Genomic DNA, 21805 nt, shown 5'->3' on the forward strand with positions numbered 1-21805 from the left:
CATGACCGCTCTTCGCAAGCTGCGTCTCGTCTTTCACCTGTTGCGCGGCATGGCGATCGTCGCGCTGCGCTTTTCGCACGTGAGCGCCGCTCGGCGCCTCGAGCTCACGCGCCGCTGGTCGCTCAAGCTGCTGCGGATCTGCGGGATGCGCCTCGTCGTCCACAACGACGGCGCGCGCCTCGACGCGGGCGCGCTCGTCGTCGGCAACCACGTGTCGTGGCTCGACATCTACACGGTCAACGCGTGGCGGCCGACGCCGTTCGTGTCGAAGGCCGAGGTGCGGCAATGGCCGGTGGTCGGCTGGCTGGCCGAGAAGCTCGACACCGTGTTCCTGCAGCGCGAGAAGCGCACCGAGGCGATGCGGGTCATGCACGAGATGGCCGACCGGCTGCGCAACGGCGGCGTGATGTGCGTGTTTCCGGAGGGCACGACGTCCGACGGGCAGGGGCTGCTGCCGTTCCACGCGAACCTGTTCCAGGCCGCGGTGTCGGCCGGCTGCGCGGTGCAGCCGATCTGCCTGATGTACGAGGACGCGCAGCGGCGGCAGTCGGTTGCGCCGGCCTACACGGGCGAGCTGTCGCTCGGGATGTCGCTCGACATGGTGTTGCGCGGCGGCCCGCTCGTCGTGCACCTGTACGTGTGCGAGCCGATCGCGCCGGGCGGCGACCGCCGCGCGACTTCCGCGGCGGCGCGCGACGCGATCGCGGCCGCGCTCGAGACGCTGCAGGCAAAGGTCGGCAAGCCGTCGCCCGAGTCGCTGGCGGAGTTGGAGAAACATGCGTATCCGGCAACCGAAGTCGGCGCCGGTGCGGCCGGCGATGCGGCGGCCGAGGAGCCGGTGCCGGGGCGCGAGGGGTGATGCTTCATTCCGCCCGCGCGTATCGCGTGCGGGCTATTCGCCGCCCGGCGTGCGGCACGCTTCGCACTGCACCTGCGTGACCGTCCGGTGCGCCGGGTCGGCCGTCAGTCGCACGGCCGACAGCTGGTTTCCCCATACGCATCCCGAGTCGAGCGCGACGACGTTGTCGCGCAGCATCAGGCCGAGCGCGGCCCAGTGACCGAACACGACCGTCACGTTTTCGGTGCGGCGCGCCGGGACATCGAACCACGGCAGGTAGCCGGGCGGTGCGCTGTCGGGCCCGCCGTTCGCCTTGAACTCCATCGCGCCGTCGGGCGTGCAGAAGCGCACGCGCGTGAACGCGTTGAACGCGACGCGCATCCGGTCGCGTTTTTTCAGGTTCGGACTCCATTGGTTCGGCTCGTTGCCGTACAGGTTCTGTAACGTTTCGCGCCAGTCCGGCGCGCGCAGTGCGCGCTGCAATTCGTCCGCGAGTTCGAGCGCGAGCGACGTGTCCCATTGCGGCAGCACGCCGGCGTGCACCAGCAGCATGTCGTTTTCGACATGGGCGAACGGACGGTGTCGTACCCAGTCGAGCAGTGCGTCGGCGTCGGGCGCGTCGAGGATTTCGCCGATGGTGTCGCCCGGGCGTTCGGTGCGGATGCCGGCCGACACCGCGAGCAGGTGGAGATCGTGGTTACCGAGCACGACGGTCGCGCGCGGGCCGAGGTCGACCAGCGCGCGCAGCGCGGCGAGGGAGTCGGGGCCGCGGTTGACGATGTCGCCGGCGACCCAGAGCGGGGTGTCGGCGGGGGCTGAAAGCTTTTCGAGCAGCGACTGGAAAGCTGAATGACAGCCTTGGATGTCGCCGATGGCGATGGGGGGCTGGCTCATGAGGGTAGGCGCGTTGTCGAGGAGGTTGAAGTCGTGACGGAGGCGGGCCGCGAGGCCACGGCGATGCATCGATTGCCGTCCCATGATAATCGACTGTCGAATGCGTGTAATGCAGCCCCGGCACGGTTGATGCGGGGCCGGTTTGCCGATCGCGCGATTTTTACAGTCTTCGCTGGCGGCTCGAGATGATCCGGTAAAATTTCGGCCCTGACGTGACGGCCATTTGCACTGGCAAGTCGAAAGCGGGCGGTACCAAACCGGTGCCAGCCGCGTACTACTAGAGAGAATCTCATGATCCTGATTACGGGCGGTGCGGGATTTATCGGTGCCAACTTTGTACTCGACTGGCTGAATCAATCCGACGAAGCCGTGCTCAATGTCGATAAGCTCACCTATGCGGGGAACCTCCGAACGCTGCAATCCGCCGAGAAGAATCCCGCGCACGTGTTCGCGCGGGTCGATATCTGTGATCGCGCGGCACTCGATGCGCTGTTCGCCGAATACAAGCCGCGCGCGGTCCTGCATTTCGCTGCGGAAAGCCACGTCGACCGTTCGATTCACGGTCCGGCCGACTTCGTGCAAACCAACGTCGTCGGCACTTTCACGCTGCTCGAAGCGGCGCGCACGTACTGGAGCGGTCTCGGCGATGCCGACAAGCCGGCATTCCGGTTCCTGCACGTATCGACGGATGAGGTGTTCGGCTCGCTGTCCGCAACCGATCCGCAATTCTCCGAAACGACGCCCTACGCGCCGAACAGCCCGTACTCGGCGACGAAGGCCGGTTCGGATCATCTCGTGCGCGCCTATCATCATACGTACGGGCTGCCGACGCTCACCACGAACTGTTCGAACAACTACGGTCCGTATCAGTTTCCGGAGAAGCTGATTCCGCTGATGATCGCGAACGCGCTCGCCGGCAAGCCGTTGCCCGTGTACGGCGACGGCCTGAACGTGCGCGACTGGCTGTATGTCGGCGACCACTGCGGCGCGATCCGGGAAGTACTCGCCCGCGGCGTGCCCGGGGAAACCTACAATATCGGCGGCTGGAACGAAAAGACGAATCTCGAAGTCGTGCACACACTGTGCGACCTGCTCGATGGTGCCCGCCCGAAGGCGGCCGGCTCGTATCGCGAGCAGATCGCCTACGTGAAGGATCGGCCCGGCCATGACCGCCGCTATGCGATCGACGCGCGCAAGCTCGAGCGCGAACTCGGCTGGCGTCCCGCCGAAACGTTCGAAACCGGGCTCGCGCGGACGGTGCGGTGGTACCTCGATAACCAGCAATGGGTCGACGAAGTCGCGTCGGGCGAATATCGAAAGTGGGTCGAAACCAACTACGCGGAACGGAACTGAGGGCTCACCCCATGGCACGCAAAGGCATCATTCTCGCCGGCGGTTCCGGCACACGCCTGTACCCGGTCACGCATGTCGTATCGAAGCAGTTGCTGCCCGTCTACGACAAGCCGATGATCTACTATCCGCTGTCGACGCTGATGGTCGCGGGCATCCGTGACGTGCTGATCATCTCCACGCCGCAGGACACGCCGCGCTTCGAGGAGATGCTCGGCGACGGCAGCCAGTGGGGGATGAATATCCAGTACGCGGTACAGCCGTCGCCGGACGGTCTCGCGCAGGCATTCCTGATCGGCCGGGACTTCGTACGCAACGATCCGTCGGCGCTCATCCTCGGCGACAACATCTTCTACGGTCATGATCTTGCGAAGCAACTCGAGCACGCGGACGCACAGGAGAACGGCGCGACGGTGTTTGCGTATCACGTGCACGATCCCGAACGCTATGGCGTGGTCGAGTTCGACCAGTCCTTCCGCGCGCTGTCGATCGAGGAAAAGCCGGCCCGCCCGCGCTCGAACTACGCGGTCACGGGCCTGTACTTCTACGATAACCGCGTGTGCGACATCGCGGCCGAGATCAAGCCGTCGCCGCGCGGGGAGTTGGAAATCACGGACGTCAACTCTCGCTATCTCTCGGACGGTTCGCTCAACGTCGAGATCATGGGGCGCGGCTATGCGTGGCTCGACACCGGCACGCACGATTCGTTGATCGAGGCTGCGAGCTTCATCGCGACACTGCAGAAGCGTCAGGGGCTGGTCGTCGCGTGCCCCGAGGAAATCGCATATCGCCGCCGCTGGATCGATGCGGAGCAGGTGCTGAGGCTCGCGCAGCCGCTGGCGAAAAACGCATACGGGCAGTATCTCAAGAACATCCTGACGGACCAGGTCGCATGGCTATCCCAGTAACCGCAACCGCGTTGCCCGAAGTGAAGCTCGTCGAGCCGAAAGTGTTTGGCGATGCGCGAGGATTCTTTTACGAGAGCTTCAACGCGCGGGAATTCGCCGAGCGTGTCGAGGCCGGTGTCGAATTCGTGCAGGACAACCATTCGCGCTCGGCGAAGGGCGTGCTGCGCGGACTGCACTACCAGATCGAGCATGCGCAGGGCAAGCTCGTGCGCGTGGTCGAAGGCGAGGTGTTCGACGTCGCGGTCGACATCCGGCGCAGTTCGCCGAACTTCGGCAAGTGGGCCGGCGTGGTGCTGACCGGCGATAATCACCGCCAGCTGTGGGTGCCGCCGGGGTTCGCGCACGGCTTCGTCGTGCTGTCCGACGCTGCGCAGTTTCTCTACAAGACGACCGATTACTGGTATCCGGAACACGAGCGGTGTCTGTTGTGGAACGATCCCGCGCTCGGCATCGACTGGCCATTCGACGGCGAACCTCAACTGGCGGCGAAGGATGCTGCAGGCAAGCGTCTGGCGGATGCCGACGTGTACGCGTGAGCGCGCGCCGGAGCGATACGATGCAACGCAAACACACCATTCTCGTGACGGGTATCGGCGGCCAGGTCGGCTTCGCGCTGCTGCGCCATCTGCAGGGGCTCGGCGAGGTTGTCGGGCTCGACCGGACGGCGCTTGATCTTGCCCGCCCGGACATGATCCGGGAAGTCGTACGCACGATTCACCCGACGCTGATCGTCAATCCCGCCGCGTACACGGCCGTCGACGTTGCCGAACGCGAGCGTGATCTCGCGATGGCGATCAACGCGGCTGCGCCGCGCGTGCTGGCCGAAGCGGCCGTGCAGATCGGCGCATCGCTGATTCATTATTCGACGGACTACGTGTTCGACGGGACGAAGGCCGAACCCTACGTCGAGACCGACGCGACGAACCCGCTGAACGTCTACGGCCAGTCGAAGCTGGCCGGTGAGCAGGCCATTGCTGCGGTCGGCGGCCGTCACCTGATCCTGCGCACGAGCTGGGTCTACGGCGCGCGAGGCCGCAACTTCCTGACGACGATGTTGCGCCTGGCGAAAGAACGGGACGAACTGAAGATCGTTGCGGATCAGTTTGGCGCGCCCACGTGGTCCGAAACGATCGCGGCGCTGACGGCGCACGTCGTCGCTCAGGCGCTTGCGTCAGACGATGCCGACGGGTGGTGGCGCCGGCACGGCGGGCTCTATCACATGACGGCGGCGGGGGCCGCCTCGTGGCACGAATTCGCGACGGCGATCTTCGAGCAGGCGCGCATGGAGCGCGTGCCGGCGGTTTTGCCGATCCCGGCCTCGGCCTATCCGACGCCCGCGTCGAGACCGGTCAATTCGCGGCTGGCAAACGACCGGTTCGTGCGTGCGTTCGGTCTCGCGGCGCCGCAGTGGCGTGATGCACTGCGGCTCTGCATGGACGGCATGGCCGGCTGACGACGGCCTCAGGCCGGCCGCCGCTCCCGCAACACGCTCTCGTAGATTTCAACATAGCCGTCGACCATCTTGTCGGCGGTGAAGCGTGCTTCGTAGCGTTGCCGTGCCGCCACGCCGAACCTGGCCGTGAGTGCGGGGTCGTTCGACAGCGTGTCGAGCGCGTTGCGCAGGGCCGGCGTGTCGTCGAGCGGGACAACTAACCCGGTCTCGCCGTTCACGTTGACGAACGACGTGCCGGTCCCGATCTCCATCGACACCATCGGTTTGCCGAACATCGACGCCTCGAGCAGCGAGATTCCGAAAGCCTCGGAGCGCAGATGGGACGGAAAGACGAGCGCCTCGCAGAGTTCCAGCAGTGCGATCTTGTCTTCGTCGGGCGATGCGCCGGTGAACAGCAGCTGGCCTTCCACGCCGAGCCTGCGCGCTTGTGCCTTCAGTTCCGGTTCCATCGGGCCGGCGCCGACAATAACGACGCGGTGGTCGGTACCGTGCAGTGCATCGAGCAGCAGGTGCAGCCCCTTGTAGTAGCGCAGGTTGCCGACGAACAGGAAGAACTTGCCGCCGACTTCGCGCCGCCAGCGTTCGAGCGTCGAAGCGGTCGCACGCGGATACGCGGCTTCGTCTATGCCGATCGGCACGACGTCCACCTTGTCGCGGTAACGCTGCAGCACCGGGCTCGTGTCGACGTAATTCGGTGACGTCGCGACGATTCGCGTGACCGAGTCGAGGAAGCGCAGCATCAGCGGCCGATACACCTTCAGCAGGTTCTTCTGCCGGATGATGTCCGAGTGGTAGGTAACGACCGACGGCTTGCCGGTACGTGCCGTCAGGTGAACCATGTCCGCGAACGGCCACGGAAAATGGTAGTGCACGATATCGGCGTCGCGCACGAGTTCCCGGTAGTGGCGAAACGCGGACACGGAGAACGGTGACGACGCGATATCGATCGTGACCTTGGCGCGGTGGTGCAGGTGGCTGCCGAGGTCGACCGTCGACGTGTTGCGGCTGACGGTCAGCACGTCGCTGCGGATGCCGCGTGCCGCAGCGCCGTCGCAGATGTGCCAGATCATCTGCTCGACGCCGCCCATCGAGTCGGGTTTGTACGTTTTGTAGAAATGCAGGACGCGCATTGCGGATCGGTAGGCTCGGTTAGTCTGCTGCAAGCATCCAGCGCAGCGTCGAACGCAGATCGATCGGCGCGATGTCCGGCACCGCGGCCCGCAACTTGTCCGGCACGCCGGTCAGCATCTTGACCTCGTTGGCACGGACGAACGCCGGGTTGACCTCGACGTCGAGGTCGTGTCCCGAGATCTCGCGGCACATGTCGACGATGTCGGTCAGCGAATGGGCGATGCCGCTGCACACGTTCACGGTCTCGCCCGCGGTGTCGTTCTCGACCAGCCGGCGATAGACCTCGGCGACGTAACGGACGTCGGAGAAGTCGCGCGACACGTCGAGATTGCCGAGCTCGATCCGCGGCTTGCGCTCCGCGAAGTGGGACACGATCTTGGGCACCAGGAAGCGCGGCGACTGCCCGCGTCCGGTGTAGTTGAACGGGCGCGTGATCACGATCGGCAGCCGATCGAACCATGTCCGCACGAGGTGTTCCATCGCGACCTTGCTGGCCGCGTAGTGGTTCACAGGTGCGAACGGCTGCGTTTCGCTCACGGCGCCGCTCGCGTTCCCGTAGATGTTCGCGCTGCTGGCGATCAGGATCTTGTCCGGCACGTGGCCGACGTCCGCGCATGCCTGCAGCAGATTGAGCGTGCCGATCACGTTGACGTCGTAGAACATGCTGGCGTCGTCGTGACCGACGAAACTGATCGCCGCGAGATGGACGATGCTGGTCGGACGCACCGCATCGATCGTCGCGCGACAGGCGTCCAGCGAACAGATGTCGAGCGCGATCAGGCCGTCATGGGCATGATTTCCCGCGCCCGTGACGCGATGACCCGCGCGCACGAGCGCATCCGTGACGTAGGCCGCCGTGAATCCGCTCGCTCCGGTAATCAGCGCATGACGTTCCATGAGCGCGCGGCCGTCAGAACGAGAAGCCGGCTTCGTTGCGGCGAAGGTCGGCTTCGACCATCATCGCGCAGAGCGTTTCGAGGTTCGTCTCGGGCGCCCAGCCGAGCTTTTCCTTGGCCTTCGCCGGATCGCCGATCAGCAGCTCGACTTCCGCCGGGCGATAGAACTTCGGGTTGACGCTGACGAGGGTCTTGCCGGTCGCGACGTCGATCCCGCGCTCGTTGTCCGCCGTCCCTTCGAAGCGGAGCGTGTAGCCTGCCGCCTTGAACGCCATCGTCACGAAATCGCGCACGGTTTCGGTACGATTCGTTGCCAGCACGAACGTGTCCGGTTCGTCGGCCTGCAGCATCCGCCACATCCCTTCGACGTACTCCTTCGCGAAACCCCAGTCGCGCTTGGCGTCCAGGTTGCCGAGCTCGAGCACGTCCAGCTTGCCGAGCTTGATCTTGGCGACCGAGTCGGTGATCTTGCGCGTGACGAACTCGCGGCCACGCAGCGGCGACTCGTGATTGAACAGGATCCCGGACGAACCGAAGATGCCGTACGACTCGCGATAGTTGACGGTGATCCAGTGCGCGTACAGCTTCGCAACGCCATACGGGCTGCGCGGGTAGAACGGCGTGGTCTCGATCTGCGGAACGGCCTGCACCTTGCCGAACATCTCCGACGTCGACGCCTGGTAGAAGCGGATCTTGTCGTTGACGATGCGGATGGCTTCCAGCACGTTGAGCGCGCCGATGCCGGTGATCTCGGCGGTCGTGACCGGCTGGTCGAACGAGACACCGACGAAGCTTTGCGCCGCGAGGTTGTAGACCTCGGCCGGTTGTGCCGTTTGCAGCAGGCGGATCGTCGACGACAGGTCGGTCAGGTCATGCTCGACCAGATTGAGGTCCGGATGCCCGGCGATGCCGAGTTCCTCGATGCGCCAGAAATTCACGGAGCTCGTGCGGCGGTACGTGCCGAACACGCGATAACCCTTGCCGAGCAGCAGTTCCGCGAGGTACGCGCCGTCCTGACCGGTGATGCCGGTGATGATTGCAGTTTTCTTTTGCATGTCAGATCCTCTGTAACTTGCGATGGTTGAACGGGCGGGCAGATTTACTCGGCCGCAAGCGCGTTTTCGAGTTCGTCGAGCGTGATGGTAGCGGTTCCGAGCTTGCCGACCACGACGCCCGCCGCGACATTGGCTTCGTGCATCGCACGCAGCCAGTCGCCATGTGTTGCATATCGTACCGCCAGCGTGGCGATGACCGTATCGCCCGCGCCTGACACGTCGAACACCTCGCGGGCCTTCGCCGGTTGGTGGTGTGCGCCGCGCACGTCGAACAGCGTCATGCCTTCCTCGCTGCGCGTCACGAGCAGCTTGTCGAGCGACAACTGCTGACGCAGTGCCTCGGCCTTCGTGGTCAGTTCGGCTTCCGAGCCGAACCGGCCCGCGACTGCCTTGAATTCCGAGAGATTGGGCGTGAGCAGGGTCGCGCCGCGATAACGCTCGTAGTCGTCGCCCTTCGGATCGACGAGGACCACCTTGCCTTGCGAGCGTGCGCGCTGAATCAGCGCCTGCACGCCGTCCAGCGCACCCTTGTGGTAGTCCGAAAAGATCACGACGTCGGCGCGCGGCAGCGCGTCCTCGAAGGCGGCCGCGACCTCGGTGAGCACGGGCGGTGCCGGCGCGCGCTCGAAGTCGAGGCGCAGCAGCTGTTGCTGATGACCGACCACGCGGAGCTTCACCGTCGTGTGCAGATCGTCGTCGACGCAGAGCCGCGCGTCGATGCCGTTCTCCCGGCACAGGCGCCCGATCGTGTCCGCATTCGCGTCGCGTCCCGCGACGGCGAGCAGCGTGGCGGTCGCGCCGAGCCGCGCGCAGTTGTGCGCGACGTTGGCACTGCCGCCGAGCCGGTCTTCGGTCCGCTGAACCGCGACGACGGGCACCGGCGCTTCCGGCGAAATTCGGTTGACGTTGCCGAACCAGTATTGATCGAGCATCACGTCGCCGACGACCAGGATATGAGGCTGGATATTCACGTTGTCCTCGATAATGGCCATGGGTGGGTTCGGGTCAGATATGGCTGGGGCCGCAGACGAAATGCAGCAGGCGCCCCAGTTTGGGTTTGGCACCGGGGCCGGATGCGAGCAGGGCGGCTTCGATGTCCGGCGCCGCGATCAGCGCAGCGCACTCGCGTATGACGCAACCGTTGTACGCATCCTTTGAAAACTGGATGCACGGCGAGCAGGGAACGTCGGAGTACAGCACGCGGTTCGAGGCACCGAACGGCGAGAAGCGTTGCCATGGACTCGACGTGAATACGCCGAGCACCGGCCGGCAGACCGACACGAGGTGCAGCGTGCCGCTGTCGGCGCCCACCACGACATCGCATTCGCCGACGCGCGCATGGAAATCGGACAGCTTCGCACCGCCGAGGATCACGTCCGAGTCGGTCAGGTTCAGCATCCGCGCGAGCATGCGCAGTTCGTCTGCCTCGAGCGGACCGCCGATCAGCTTGATCGCGATGCCGTGCTTCGACTGCAGCGATTGCGCGAGCCGCACCCAGGTCGTCGCGGGAATCTTGTTCGCGAAGAAGCCGGCACTCAGCGAGATGCCGACGGTGCGGAGTGCTGACGGCCATTGCGGCGCGGAGCCTGCCGCCGGCCACATCAGCGACGAGCGCGAGTACTTGCCGGTCAGCGGTTCCGTGACGCGCTGCTGAATGCGCGTCTCGTGGGTGACGTTGTCGCTGCGCGGTGCGACGGCGCGCGTGCCGAGGATGCTGGCCGCTTCGTGGCAGAACCCGTCGTCGCGCAGGAAGACGATGAGCGAGTAGGGCTTCAGCTGCGCGATCAGTTCCGGCATGCCTTCGCCGATCCCGTCCTTCTGCAGGTGGGCGAGCTTCGTCGGATGCAGCGCCGGCCCGTCGGGCAGGAAATGCTCGAGCAGGAACCGGTTGCCCGGCGCGGCGTACAGGTCGTAGTTGCCGAATTTCTGCTGCAGTGCGCGCAGCGCCGGCACGCTGAGGACGAAATCGCCGAGGTGATCGGGCTTGACGACAGCCACGTCAGTCATGATCGCGCTCCAGACGCGTCCCGAGTTTCTGGATCAGCGTCTCGTTGATCATCGATCGAACCAGCGTATTGGTGACCTGCAGCGAAACGGCTTCGGCGACCACGCGCATCGCATACCACGGATACATCCAGATCCGGCCGGACATGAAGCGCGACAGCATCCGCGACAGGCGCAGGCGCCGCTCCTGCTGCAGGCAGTAGAGGTAGTCCAGTGAAAACGAATTGCCCGGTACGTCGCGCAGCGTGGCCGGCACGATCCGCGATCGATGGATCAGTGCGCGACGGACACGGCGGGTGAGCGGCAACGGTCGATTTGCCGCGGGCGATTCGACTGCGGATTCGCCGGGAGCCGCCGCATGTTCGGACAACGGATCATTGCGCGCGCTCGACCGGGCGGCCGCGCTCTCCGTGTTGCGAACGGCTTCCGTGACGACAGACAGGTAGGCTTCGCGCGAGAACTTGCGAACCCATTCCTGACGCGCGTCAAGGGTGTGCGCACCGTAGTCGGGGTCGTCGTTCGCGTGCCGGGCGGCTTCGACGAGGCCCTGCGCGATCGAATGCGGATTGCACGGGTCGACATAGCTCGCGAACGGGCCGCCGACCTCGGGCAGCGCGCCGGTGTCCGACAGCAGCAGCGGGATGCCGCGCGCGAGTGCTTCCAGTGCCGGCAGGCCGAAGCCCTCCCACAGCGACGGGTACGCAAGGGCGCAGCAGCGCTCGTACTCGTCGCGCAGCTTGTCGTCGGGCAGGCGACCGCAGAGCACGGCGCCCTCCACGCGGGCGACCGCGGCCTTGATGACCTCGGCACCGTGACCGTCGCCGCCGACGATGCGCAGCGTGTAGCCTTCCTTGGCAAGACCCGATAACGCGAAGCCCTGGGCGAGTCCGGTGATGTTCTTGCGGGTTTCCAGGCTGCCGACGAACAGGAATTGCCGCGACGGCTGGCGCCGCTTCGCTTCGACCGGATGATCGAAACGATCGTAGAGCGGGACGACGCGCATGCGGCTGCGCGGAATGCCGTAGTTGGCCCACAGGTCGCGCGACGTGCTTTCGCTGATCGACAGGATGTCGATCGACGGGTCGTACAGACGGTCGTACGCGATAGAGTAGAGGCGCGACACGCTCGGGTTGTGCCACTGGGGGCGCGTGATCGGCGTCAGGTCGAGCACGTACGCGATCGTGCGTGCGGCCCGGCCGACGAACAGCAGATACAGCGGGTCGAACACGAAGTTGATGCGCGGTGCTTCGGGTTGCCGATCGTCCTGGCGGCGCGCGAAGGCGTCGGGATTGGCGAGGGCCGCGCCGAGCAGCGCGCCGACGCGCGACTCGAAGCTGGCGTTCAGCGTGTAGTCGTTTGCGACGAATTCTGCGAGATCGACCGGTTCGCCCAGCGCCTGAAGTTGAACCGGATGGCCGGACAGGATCAGATGGCGCACCGTGTCGCGCACGATGAAGTACATCGCGGTGCGATTGATCGCGAGCGGAGTGATGTCGATGACAAGACGCATCATGCGTGGTGCTCCCATGCCCGCGGGTTGCAGACGGTCCGGAAATGCTCGACCGCGGCGCTGATCTCGGTATGCGTACGCCGCTCGCGCAGATCGCCGAGCAGGGTTTCGACCGTCGCGAGCAGCGCACCCTCGCGAAGCACGCCCCAGTGCGCCGAGATCGGGTTCACGCCGACCGGATCGGCAAGACCGAAGTTTGCGACCTCGGTGTCGATGAAATAGCGGTAGTCGGCCGGCAGAAATTCCGCGAACGACGTATGACGAGGGCACAGGGCCGGCTTGCCGGCCAGCAGGTTTTCGAACAGGCCGAGCCCCAGTCCCTCGCCGAACGACGCGGTCAGGAAGCCGTCGCATGTCTGCCCGAGCGCCTGCATCGTGTCGTGTGTCAGCGAGCCGGTGCACAGATAGACGCGTGACGCGTCGACTTCGTGGCGGCGCGCGATCTGCGCGAACAGGGTCGCCACGCGGTCGAACAGACGATCCGCCGTTTCTGTCACGTCGATCGTCGATACCTTGAGCACGAGCCCCGCGCGCGGATGCGCGCGAATCACGTCAAGCCACTCGTCGGCGAGGACCGGGAAGCCCTTGCGCGGGATCAGCGTGTTGGTGCTGAGCAGCAGCAGGTCGCACGACGCGCGTACTTCGGACAATGACACGAGTTTCGGCGTCGCGCCTTCGCGCAGCGGTATTTCGCGCAACGTGAGATCGGGAGCGGACGTGTCGCGCGGTTCGGCGGCGCCGTGCGGCATCGGGCAGGGCGTATAGACGACAGGAATCTCGACGCCTTCTTCCTCGAGCATGGGCTGCATGAACCGGGCCGGCACCCAGACTTCGTCGATATCGTTGATCGACGCAATCCACGACTGATTGCCGAGGCGATCGGTTTCCCAGAAGAACATGCCGATACTCCGCGCGCCGGCGAACGGGCGGAAGTTGTCAGGCGTCGAGATCGTCAGGACGACGACCTCGCTATCGGGCAGCTTCGCGGCGCTCGCGACGCAGTTGTCGGCGATCAGCGGATACGGCCATACCGCGACATGGCGGGACGGGTGTCCGTGCAGGTCGACGCCGAGCACGATGTCGAAGTGCGGCTCCAGCCATTCGAGATAGAGACGGCTCGCGTACGCATAGCCGCTGTAGCTGTTCAAGTCGCCACGAACGATCAGCACACGCCGCTTGGCGGACAGGTTACCGGTGGTCATGCTGCGTGATCCGCTTGAGTTCCGTGTAAATCAGGTCGACACAGTCGGCTGTCGCTTGCGACTGGGTGCGGCCCGGGCGCGTGACGTAGTTCCACACGCGAAGGATCATGCGCTGCACGGGACCGAACCGCAGCAGCCGGTAGCGCGCGATGCGCGGCGGCAGCGACGTGCGCGGCGCGGCGAGGTGCCTCAGCATGCCGATGCGCGCGAGCAGCTCCGCATCGATGCGCAATGGGGACAGCACGGGTTGGCGCGTGTCGTCGCGCGTCGGTTCGAGATGCTTCGCGAACGCCTGCGAATCGCGGATTCGCGCGTCGCGCGTCGATGCTTCGTCGCCCGATGCAACGTCCGGGCGGTTATCGGATTCAGTCATGTCGTCGATCCCTCGTCGTCACTTATCGCGATGCACCGTGCAGCCGCAGCGCAAGGCGCACGAGCGGCTGCGCAAGCCGTTCGGACTGTCGCGCGTGGTCCGCCTGCAGCGTGGCGAGCTGGCGTTTCAGGTCCATCGCCTGCGCGTCGGCATGGGCGGCGGTCAGGTGCGCCCCCGAGAGCTCGGCGCGCACCGCGGTCAGCTCGCCCCGCAATGCGGCCAGTTCGTCTTGCAATCGGGCCAGCGCACGCTCCCGCTCGGCCAGGGTGTCGTGCAGTGCGCGATGTGCGTCCGGCGAAACCTCGGGATCGAGCACGAAGCAGTGGCCGCGACGAAGCTTCGCGCGGTCGAATACGTTCGGCGCGAGCGCGATGCGCGGCTTCAGGTCGCGATGCTCGGCCGCGACATAGAAGCGGTTCAGGCCGTCGAAGTACGCGTATTCGTAACCAGCGTCGGTCACGATCGATTCCCACTCCGCGCTGTTGTCGACCGGCGAATTCGGCTCGGTCGATTCGATCACGAGAATCCACGGGCGGAAGCGCTTGAAGTCCGCGCCGAGCAGCACGTTGCGCTCGAAGCCCTCGACGTCGATCTTCAGGAAATGGATGTCGCGCGGCGCGTACGCTTCGCAGACGTCCGCGAGCGTACGAACCTCGACCTCGCGTTCGCCGTGCAGGCGACCGCTTTCGCGGTAGCGATTCGCAATCTCGGGCGCGTTGGTCGACAGGCCGCGCGCATCGATTTCATAGAGCGTCAGGCGGCCGGGCTTTTCGCCCAGCGCGCACGCGAGATTGATGTCGCGCGGCCGATCCTGCACGAGCGCATCGAAATGCTCGGTGACCGGCTCGACGTTGACACCGTGCCAGCCCCGTTCGTAGAACGCCTTCGTAACGGAATCCTCGATCGGTTCGTTGGCGCCGACGTCGATGTAGAACCCCTGTTCGACATCGGAAAGCGCGCGCCAGAGAACGATGTCTTCGAAGTTCTGCGCAAAGGAGAGAAAGGTCATTGCCGCTCGATCCGGATGGTGGGTTCGATGAAGCTGAAACCAAGGAAGAAGGGGCGGGTCAGGTTCGCGACGGTGAAGACCAGTGCATAGTCGCGCCACTCGTAGTTGTTGGTCAGGTGATCCGACCCGCTGGTGAGTGCCGTTGCAACCGAATACGAGCCCGGCCCGACGTTCATGTCGAACGCGAACGTGAACTTCAGGCGTTCGCCGGCCTGCACGTTTTCCGCGATCTGTTTCGTGTGGTACGTGTTGGTGCCGTAGATGTCCTGACCGAGGCGGTTCTTGATCATGTACCCGAGGACGAGCTTCGGAATCGCTTCGTTGGCGCGCACAGTGATCTCGAGCTGCGCGCTCGAGCCCACGTCGACCATTTCGACTTCGTTGCCGGCACCGTCGTAGAGTGCGATGTGCTCGACCGTGGCTTCGCCGGTGCCGGAGATGGTGCGTGTGTTGCCCTCCGCCGTCACTTCCTGGCGAATCGACTGGCTTTGGCGCTGCGCGAGCGACGCGTTGTAGAAGTCGATGACTTCCTCGGGCGGCCCGATTTTCGCGACAGTACCTTTCTCGAGCAGGATGGCCTTGTCGCAAATCGACTGGATCGACGTCTTGTCGTGCGAGACGAGCAGCAGGGTCGTGCCCTGTTCGCGGAACTTGCGGATCCGGTCGAAGCTCTTGTGCTGGAAATACGCGTCGCCGACCGACAGCGCCTCGTCGACGATCAGGATGTCGGGACGGCGCGCCGTCGCGATGCTGAATGCCAGGCGCATCTGCATGCCGCTCGAATAGACGCGCACCGGCTGGTCGATGTATTCGCCGATCTCGGCGAATTCCTCGATTTCCGGCATCAGCGTGTCGACATCGTGATTGCTCAGGCCGAGCAGCTGGCCGGCCATGTAGACGTTCTGCCGGCCGGTGAAGTCCGGATGGAAGCCCATGCCGAGTTCGAGCAGCGCCGCGACCGAACCGTTGATCGCGATCTGGCCTTCGGAGGCGCGTGCCGTACCCGTGATGATCTTGAGCAGCGTGCTCTTGCCCGCTCCGTTGACGCCCATCAGGCCCACGGCTTCGCCCGGTTCGATGTCGAACGAGATATTGCGCAGCACCCATCGCAACTCGTGGCGGTTCGCGCCCGGCACGAGCCATTCGATGAGTCGCCCCCAACGGGACCGATAGATTTTGTATGCCTTGCCGACGCCGGCTACCTTGATCGCCGTCATTACAGTTCGTCCACCATTTCAGCCGAATGCCTGCGGAAAATATATGCGCCGGCCGCGCAGAGCAGTACGGCAAGGGCAAGAACGGGCCACAGCGAGTACCAGTTCGGCATGCGGTGCCACACGCAGATGTCCTGATAAGCGGTAATCACGCGCGCCATCGGGTTGAACATGATGTAGTGGCGCACGCGCTCAGGCAGCACCGCGATCGGATAGACGATCGGCGTGAACCAGAACCAGAACTGCATGACCACGCCGAAGAGCTGGCCGACGTCGCGGAAGAACACGTTCAGCACGCCAAGCACGATGCCGAGGCCCATCGAAAACGCGACCTGGAGCAGCAGCACCGGAATCAGCGCGAAATACGACCAGCCCGGGAAATTGTTGGAGACCAGCAGGAAGATCGTGAAGAGCGCGAACACGATGCCGAAGTTCAGCAGCGCGTTCAATGCGACGATGATCGGCAGGCAGATGCGCGGGAAATTGAGCTTCTTGATCAGGTTGGCCTGCTCGAGAAACACGTTCTGCGCGCGCGTCAGCGTGTCGGCGAACAGGCCCCACGTGAGCGAGCCCGCGCACAGATAGACGCTGTATGCGAGATTGCTGTCGACGCCGGGAAGTCGTGCGCGCATCAGTTGGGAGAAGATCACCGTATAGACGAAGATCATCGCCAGCGGGTTGATCACCATCCACGCGCCGCCGAGCAGCGAATTCCGGTAGCGCGACTGAAATTCGCGCTTCACGCTGCTGACGATGAATCCGCGATATCGCCACGCGGATTTGACAATTCCTACTGCCATGCAGAATTCCTATGAACAGGTCGTGCGCGCGACACAGGGCGGCGGCTTCCGCGCGTCGGTTGCCGTCGGGACGCGCGGCGCGGCATCGGGAAACCCGTCGCGTCGTGACATCCATGCCGCGCGGCCCCCGGATCGACCGGGGGCGCGGGCAGTCCGTTCGGCCGCGTCAGTTCGACGATGTGCGGCCGTAGACGTCCTCGAAGCGGACGATGTCGTCTTCGCCGAGATATTCGCCGCACTGGACCTCGATCAGCACGAGATCGAGCACGCCGGGGTTGATCAGCCGATGCTTGTGACCGGCCGGGATGTAGGTCGATTCGTTCGGCTGCAGCGAGATGACCTGTTCGCCGTTGACGACATCCGCGCAACCGCTCACGACCACCCAGTGCTCGCTTCGATGGTGATGCATCTGCAGCGATAGCGAGGCGCCCGGCTTGACGACGATCCGCTTCATCTTGAATCGTTCGCCTTCCTCCAGCACCGTGTAGGTCCCCCACGGGCGATGCACGGTGCGGTGCAGGCGATACGCGCTGTGGTTCGACTGCTTGAGCCCGGCGACGATGTGCTTGACGTCCTGCGCGTGTTGCGCCGATGCGACGAGCAGGGCGTCCGGCGTATCGACGACGATCAGGTCGTGCACACCGACGAGGCCGACCATCCGGTCCTCGCTCTGGACGAAGCAGTTCTCTGCGTCGTGAAGCTGCGCTTGACCGCTGATGCGGTTGCCGCGCTCGTCAGGGGCGGTGAGACCGCTGATCGACAGCCAGGAGCCGATGTCGCTCCAGCCGATGTCGCACGGTACGACGTAGACGTTCGCCGAGCGCTCCATCACCGCGTAGTCGATCGAGATGCTTTCCGTTTCGCGGAAGGCGGCCGGCGTGAGTTCGAGCGCGTAGTCGCCGTCGGACGACGCACTGCGCGACGCGGTATCGACCGCATGGACGACCGGTGCGGCAACGCCGGGCGCATGACGCTCGAGTTCCGCGAGGATCGTCTGCGCAGTAAAGCAGAACATGCCGGCGTTCCACAGGTGACGCCCGTCGGCGACGAGCGCCTCGGCAACCGACAGCTCCGGCTTCTCGACGAAACGCGTCACCTTGCGCGACGCCGGGCCGCGGGCCGGGGCCGCATCGTATTCGATGTAGCCGTAGCCGGTCTCGGGACTGGTCGGATGAATACCGAACGTCACGATCTGGCCGTCGACCGCAGCGGCTGCAGCTTGCTGCACCGCAGCATCGAACGCCGCCTGATCGGCGATCAGGTGGTCGGCCGGCAGGACGAGCATGACGGCTTCGGGGCCGTGCTCGCGGCGGATCAATTCGGCGGCGGCGCCGATGGCGGCAGCCGTGTTGCGGGCCTCGGGCTCGAGCACGAAGCCGAGCCGGTTGCCTGCCTCGCGCACGTTCGTGCACTCGTCCTTGGTCAGGAAGTAGGTTTCGCGGTTCGTGACGACGACGATTTCGCGTGCAGCGGTCGCCTGCTGGGCCCGAAGATAGGTCTTCTGGAGCAGGCTTTGCCCGTCAGCAAGGCGCAACAGCGGCTTTGGAAACGCTTCACGCGACACGGGCCACAGCCGGGTGCCCGCGCCTCCGCAGATGATGACGGGTATGATGTTCATTGACTCGATCTGTTTTACGATCCGTTTACGGCATGATGCGGGACCATTGGAAGGCTGCGATTCTAGCGGATTTCACCCTGCGGAACCATTGCACCATACATCTCGTTACGGAAGTTGCACTGCAAGAAAACAACAATAAATCGCGACGGGGTATCGTCCCGAAATCACGTCCGCCGCAACATGCAGGTATCCGAATTTGCCTGTTTGTTCCGTCTATCGGCATAATTCCTACCGGTTCACGGCGATCGTGCGCTGGCGTCCCTCCAGCCGATCCGCACACTATACGACATGGCCAAGCGGCCAAGCCGTTTGCGCGACGGCCGCCGCACAGTAGTTAACGTTCTGTTTCACTAGGATCTCACGCATGCTTCGATTCAAACCGTCGTGGCGGTCACTGAGCGTATTCGGATTCGACTTGCTCGCCGTCGCCGCCGCATGGATATCGGCTTACGTGATTCGTTTCAACGGGACCGTGCCGACGGAGTTCTGGCACGGATGCCTCGTTGCGCTCGCGGGCGTCGTCCCGACCTATGCGATCCTGTTCCGGATCTGCGGCCTGTACCGCGGGATGTGGGTGTTCGCGAGCCTGCCCGATCTCATCCGCATCGCGAAGGCGGTCGGCATCGGTGCGCTGCTCGTGATGATTGGCGCTGTGATGCTGCAGCCGACGCCGATCATTCCGCGTTCGGTGCTGCTCGTTTCTCCGCTGCTGCTGTTCCTGTCGACCGGCGGCGCGCGTGCACTGTACCGGACGGTGAAGGAGTTCTATCGATACGGCGGTCTGGTCGCGCAAGGCAAGCCGGTCGTCGTGCTCGGCGCGGGCACGGCCGGTGCGAATCTCGCGCGAGAACTGTCGCGTTCGGGCGAATGGCGCCTGATCGGACTCCTTGACGACGACCCGACCAAGCGCGGCCGGGAAATCTACGGCTACAAGGTGCTCGGCGCGATCGACGAACTGCCGCATTTCGCCGACATGCTGCGCGTGGAGACCGCGATCATCGCGATCCCGTCCGCGCCGGTCGAAGTGCAGCGGCGGGTCGCGACGCTCTGCGTGCGTGCTGGCGTTCGCGCGATGGTGCTGCCGGCGCTCGCCGACGTCGCGCAGGGGCAGGCTTCCCTGTCGCGCGTGCGCCAGATCGATCTCGAGGATCTGCTGGGCCGCGAGCCCGTGTCGATCGATACCGCTCACGTCGATGCGCTGCTGCGCGGGCGGGTCGTGATGGTGACGGGTGCGGGCGGCTCCATCGGTTCCGAACTGTGCCGTCAGATCCTGCGGTTCGAGCCGGCCCAGCTGGTTGCGTTCGATCTGTCGGAGTATGCGATTTACCGTTTGACGGAAGATCTGCACGAACGATTTCCGGGCGTCGACGTCGTGCCGATCGTCGGCGACGCGAAGGATTCCCTGCTGCTGGACGAAGTGTTTCGCCGCCATGCGCCGCACATCGTCTTCCATGCGGCGGCCTACAAGCATGTGCCGTTGATGGAAGAGCTCAACGCGTGGCAGGCGGTCCGCAACAACGTGCTCGGCACGTACCGCGTCGCGCGTGCGGCTGCGCGTCATGCCACGCGCCACTTCGTGCTGATCTCGACGGACAAGGCCGTCAACCCGACGAATGTGATGGGCGCGAGCAAACGGCTGGCGGAAATGGCCTGCCAGGCATTGCAGCAATCGAGTTCGACGCAGTTCGAGACGGTTCGCTTCGGCAACGTGCTTGGCAGCGCTGGCAGCGTCATTCCGAAATTCCAGCAGCAGATCGCGAAGGGCGGCCCCGTGACGGTCACCCATCCCGAAGTCACGCGCTTCTTCATGACGATCCCGGAGGCGTCGCAGCTGGTGCTGCAGGCTTCCAGCATGGGACTGGGCGGTGAGATCTTCGTCCTCGACATGGGGCAGCCGGTCCGGATCGTCGATCTGGCTCGCGACCTGATCCGTCTCTACGGCTTTGACGAGAGTCAGATCCGCATCTCGTTCTCGGGCCTGCGGCCCGGCGAAAAACTGTACGAGGAACTGCTCGCTGACGACGAGACCGCGACCCGTACGCCGCATCCGAAGCTGCGCATTGCGCGCGCGAGAGAGGTGCCGGACAACCTGCTCGACGACCTTCTGCCGTGGTTGATGCAGAATCGCGTGCTGCCCGACGACGAGGTGCGACGGGACCTGCGCCGGTGGGTGCCTGAATATCAGCCGACGGTCTTGCCGCAGTTGCAACCCGTCGCTTCGGCGCGGTCGGCCTGAGCGCGCGCCGTCCATCCTTCATTTTCCTGACACGACGCCGTGACCTGTCTTCCGACGGGTAACGGCGTCGTCAAGTTCGTTTGGCCCTCGATCGCATGAAACTGCTTTTCGATCTCAATTCGCTGCGTCCGCCCCGAAGCGGCATCGGCTACTACACACAACATCTGCTCGAAGGGCTGCTGCGGCGCAGCGACGTCGAAGACGTCGCCGGTTGGGTCGGGCGCACCGTGTTTCAGGGCGAGCGTCTCGACGCCATGATGGTCGACCAGTCGTCGCTGCAGAAGGCAGTTCAGTTCCGCAACGGCATGACCGCGAGCCTGCTGCAGAAATCGAGGGCGATTCCGGGGCTCTATCGCTTGCGCACGGTCGTGCGGAGTTCCGCGTCACGCACGTTGCGCAGCGACTTCGCGCGGCGCGGCTACCTTTATCACGAGACCAACTTCGTCGCGTCGCGCTATCGCGGTCCGAACGTCGTGACCGTGCACGACCTGTCCCACCGGCGTCATCCGGAGTTTCATCCGCAGGTCGCCGTTAACTACCTCGATCACGGGCTGCCGCGCTCGCTGCGACAGGCCGGTGCGATCATCGTCGACAGCCTGTACACGAAGCAGGAACTGCTCGACATCTACGACGTGCCGGAGGAGCGGGTGGTGCCGATCCATCTTGGTGTCGAACCGGTGTTCCGGCCATACAGTGAAGAGGAGTGTCGCCCCGTGCTCGACGCGCTCGGGATTCAGTCGCGGCGTTTCGTCCTGTCGGTCTGCACGCTGCAGCCGCGCAAGAATCTTCAGCGATTGGTCGAAGGATTCGCACGGTTGCCGGAGGAGTTGCGGCGGATGTATCCGCTGGTCCTCGTCGGTGCCGACGGCTGGAAGAATTCGCAGTTGATGGCATGCATCGAGCCGCTGGCCCAGGCGGGCCAGATCATTTCGCCGGGCTACCTGTCGCGCTCGAGCCTGCTGCATCTCTTTTCGTCGGCCGCGGTCTTCGCGTATCCGTCGCTTTACGAAGGATTCGGTCTTCCGGTCGCGGAGGCGATGGCGAGCGGGGCGCCCGTCCTGACGTCGAACGTGACGTCGATTCCGGAGGTCACGAACGGCGCCGCGCTGGAAGTCGATCCGTATTCGGTCGACGCGATCGAGGCCGGGCTCGAGCGCCTGCTGACGGACGCCGCGCTGCGCGACCTGCTGGTGGAGAAGGGGTTGCGGCGCGCAGCCGAGCTGACGTGGGACGCAACCGTCGACAAGACCTGCGAGGTCTATCATTCACTGGTCTGACGCGCGCGCGGCGACGAATGCCGTCGATGGAGGAAGG

The 21805-nt window shown here is 64.9% G+C and carries 20 protein-coding genes; 7 read left to right on the forward strand and 13 right to left on the reverse strand.

Annotated features, from left to right (window positions below):
• Nucleotide 1 precedes the first annotated feature (1 nt).
• Complete coding sequence (locus U5771_RS07215) at nucleotides 2-859, forward strand: lysophospholipid acyltransferase family protein (RefSeq protein WP_322023334.1); 858 nt, start codon at nucleotides 2-4, stop codon at nucleotides 857-859.
• A gap of 33 nt (nucleotides 860-892) precedes the next feature.
• On the opposite strand, the gene U5771_RS07220 is transcribed toward U5771_RS07215, so the two are convergent.
• Entirely contained in the window at nucleotides 893-1732 is an 840-nt protein-coding gene (locus tag U5771_RS07220; protein WP_322023335.1) for a symmetrical bis(5'-nucleosyl)-tetraphosphatase, read from the reverse strand.
• Nucleotides 1733-2023: 291 nt separating this feature from the next.
• Between U5771_RS07220 and rfbB the strand changes: the two genes are divergently transcribed.
• The 4 genes from rfbB to rfbD are packed head-to-tail and all read left to right on the forward strand — an operon-like array spanning nucleotide 2024 to nucleotide 5443.
• The gene (rfbB, locus tag U5771_RS07225; protein WP_322023336.1) at nucleotides 2024-3085 is read left to right on the forward strand and encodes a dTDP-glucose 4,6-dehydratase; all 1062 of its coding nucleotides are present in this window, start codon (nucleotides 2024-2026) and stop codon (nucleotides 3083-3085) included.
• Between the two features lie 11 nt (nucleotides 3086-3096).
• Complete coding sequence (rfbA, locus tag U5771_RS07230; RefSeq protein WP_322023337.1) at nucleotides 3097-3990, forward strand: glucose-1-phosphate thymidylyltransferase RfbA; 894 nt, start codon at nucleotides 3097-3099, stop codon at nucleotides 3988-3990.
• Nucleotides 3975-4526 (forward strand): dTDP-4-dehydrorhamnose 3,5-epimerase, encoded by a 552-nt coding sequence (gene rfbC, locus U5771_RS07235; protein WP_322023338.1) that lies wholly within the window; start codon nucleotides 3975-3977, stop codon nucleotides 4524-4526. The genes rfbA and rfbC overlap by 16 nt, the downstream gene beginning before the upstream one ends.
• 20 nt (nucleotides 4527-4546) lie before the next feature.
• On the forward strand, nucleotides 4547-5443 hold the full coding sequence (gene rfbD, locus U5771_RS07240) for a dTDP-4-dehydrorhamnose reductase (RefSeq protein ID WP_322023339.1): 897 nt from the start codon (nucleotides 4547-4549) through the stop codon (nucleotides 5441-5443).
• 8 nt (nucleotides 5444-5451) lie between these two features.
• Here the strand turns inward: rfbD and U5771_RS07245 are convergent, their stop codons facing one another.
• From U5771_RS07245 to U5771_RS07300, 12 genes are all read right to left on the reverse strand, one after another.
• Complete coding sequence (locus U5771_RS07245) at nucleotides 5452-6573, reverse strand: glycosyltransferase family 4 protein (RefSeq protein WP_322023340.1); 1122 nt, start codon at nucleotides 6571-6573, stop codon at nucleotides 5452-5454.
• Between the two features lie 19 nt (nucleotides 6574-6592).
• Nucleotides 6593-7471: a GDP-mannose 4,6-dehydratase gene (locus U5771_RS07250; RefSeq protein WP_322023341.1), complete on the reverse strand. Its 879-nt coding sequence runs from the start codon at nucleotides 7469-7471 to the stop codon at nucleotides 6593-6595.
• Between the two features lie 13 nt (nucleotides 7472-7484).
• The gene (gene gmd / locus U5771_RS07255; RefSeq protein ID WP_059820157.1) at nucleotides 7485-8525 is read right to left on the reverse strand and encodes a GDP-mannose 4,6-dehydratase; all 1041 of its coding nucleotides are present in this window, start codon (nucleotides 8523-8525) and stop codon (nucleotides 7485-7487) included.
• 44 nt (nucleotides 8526-8569) lie between these two features.
• Nucleotides 8570-9517, reverse strand: a complete 948-nt coding sequence (rfaE1, locus tag U5771_RS07260; RefSeq protein WP_322023342.1) for a D-glycero-beta-D-manno-heptose-7-phosphate kinase — start codon at nucleotides 9515-9517, stop codon at nucleotides 8570-8572.
• Between the two features lie 13 nt (nucleotides 9518-9530).
• Nucleotides 9531-10532, reverse strand: coding sequence for a glycosyltransferase family 9 protein (locus tag U5771_RS07265; RefSeq protein WP_322023343.1), 1002 nt, complete (start codon nucleotides 10530-10532; stop codon nucleotides 9531-9533).
• Nucleotides 10525-12042, reverse strand: a complete 1518-nt coding sequence (locus U5771_RS07270) for a glycosyltransferase family 1 protein (protein ID WP_322023344.1) — start codon at nucleotides 12040-12042, stop codon at nucleotides 10525-10527. Before U5771_RS07270 ends, U5771_RS07265 begins: the two co-directional genes overlap by 8 nt.
• On the reverse strand, nucleotides 12039-13241 hold the full coding sequence (locus tag U5771_RS07275; RefSeq protein WP_322023345.1) for a glycosyltransferase: 1203 nt from the start codon (nucleotides 13239-13241) through the stop codon (nucleotides 12039-12041). The genes U5771_RS07270 and U5771_RS07275 overlap by 4 nt, the downstream gene beginning before the upstream one ends.
• Complete coding sequence (locus U5771_RS07280; protein ID WP_322023346.1) at nucleotides 13228-13614, reverse strand: hypothetical protein; 387 nt, start codon at nucleotides 13612-13614, stop codon at nucleotides 13228-13230. Before U5771_RS07280 ends, U5771_RS07275 begins: the two co-directional genes overlap by 14 nt.
• Before the next feature lie 22 nt (nucleotides 13615-13636).
• Nucleotides 13637-14623, reverse strand: a complete 987-nt coding sequence (locus U5771_RS07285; RefSeq protein WP_322023347.1) for an FkbM family methyltransferase — start codon at nucleotides 14621-14623, stop codon at nucleotides 13637-13639.
• Nucleotides 14620-15840 carry an ABC transporter ATP-binding protein gene (locus U5771_RS07290; RefSeq protein ID WP_322023348.1) on the reverse strand — a complete coding sequence of 407 codons (1221 nt, stop codon included), beginning with the start codon at nucleotides 15838-15840 and terminating at the stop codon, nucleotides 14620-14622. Before U5771_RS07290 ends, U5771_RS07285 begins: the two co-directional genes overlap by 4 nt.
• Entirely contained in the window at nucleotides 15840-16637 is a 798-nt protein-coding gene (locus tag U5771_RS07295; protein WP_059507060.1) for an ABC transporter permease, read from the reverse strand. The genes U5771_RS07290 and U5771_RS07295 overlap by 1 nt, the downstream gene beginning before the upstream one ends.
• A gap of 166 nt (nucleotides 16638-16803) precedes the next feature.
• Entirely contained in the window at nucleotides 16804-18255 is a 1452-nt protein-coding gene (locus tag U5771_RS07300) for a mannose-1-phosphate guanylyltransferase/mannose-6-phosphate isomerase (RefSeq protein ID WP_322023349.1), read from the reverse strand.
• Between the two features lie 364 nt (nucleotides 18256-18619).
• Between U5771_RS07300 and U5771_RS07305 the strand changes: the two genes are divergently transcribed.
• Complete coding sequence (locus tag U5771_RS07305; protein WP_322023350.1) at nucleotides 18620-20491, forward strand: nucleoside-diphosphate sugar epimerase/dehydratase; 1872 nt, start codon at nucleotides 18620-18622, stop codon at nucleotides 20489-20491.
• A gap of 95 nt (nucleotides 20492-20586) precedes the next feature.
• Nucleotides 20587-21768 carry a glycosyltransferase family 1 protein gene (locus U5771_RS07310; RefSeq protein ID WP_322023351.1) on the forward strand — a complete coding sequence of 394 codons (1182 nt, stop codon included), beginning with the start codon at nucleotides 20587-20589 and terminating at the stop codon, nucleotides 21766-21768.
• The last annotated feature ends 37 nt before the right edge of the window (nucleotides 21769-21805 follow it).

It is taken from the genome of Burkholderia sp. BCC1977 (assembly GCF_905339595.1).
GTDB lineage: Bacteria > Pseudomonadota > Gammaproteobacteria > Burkholderiales > Burkholderiaceae > Burkholderia.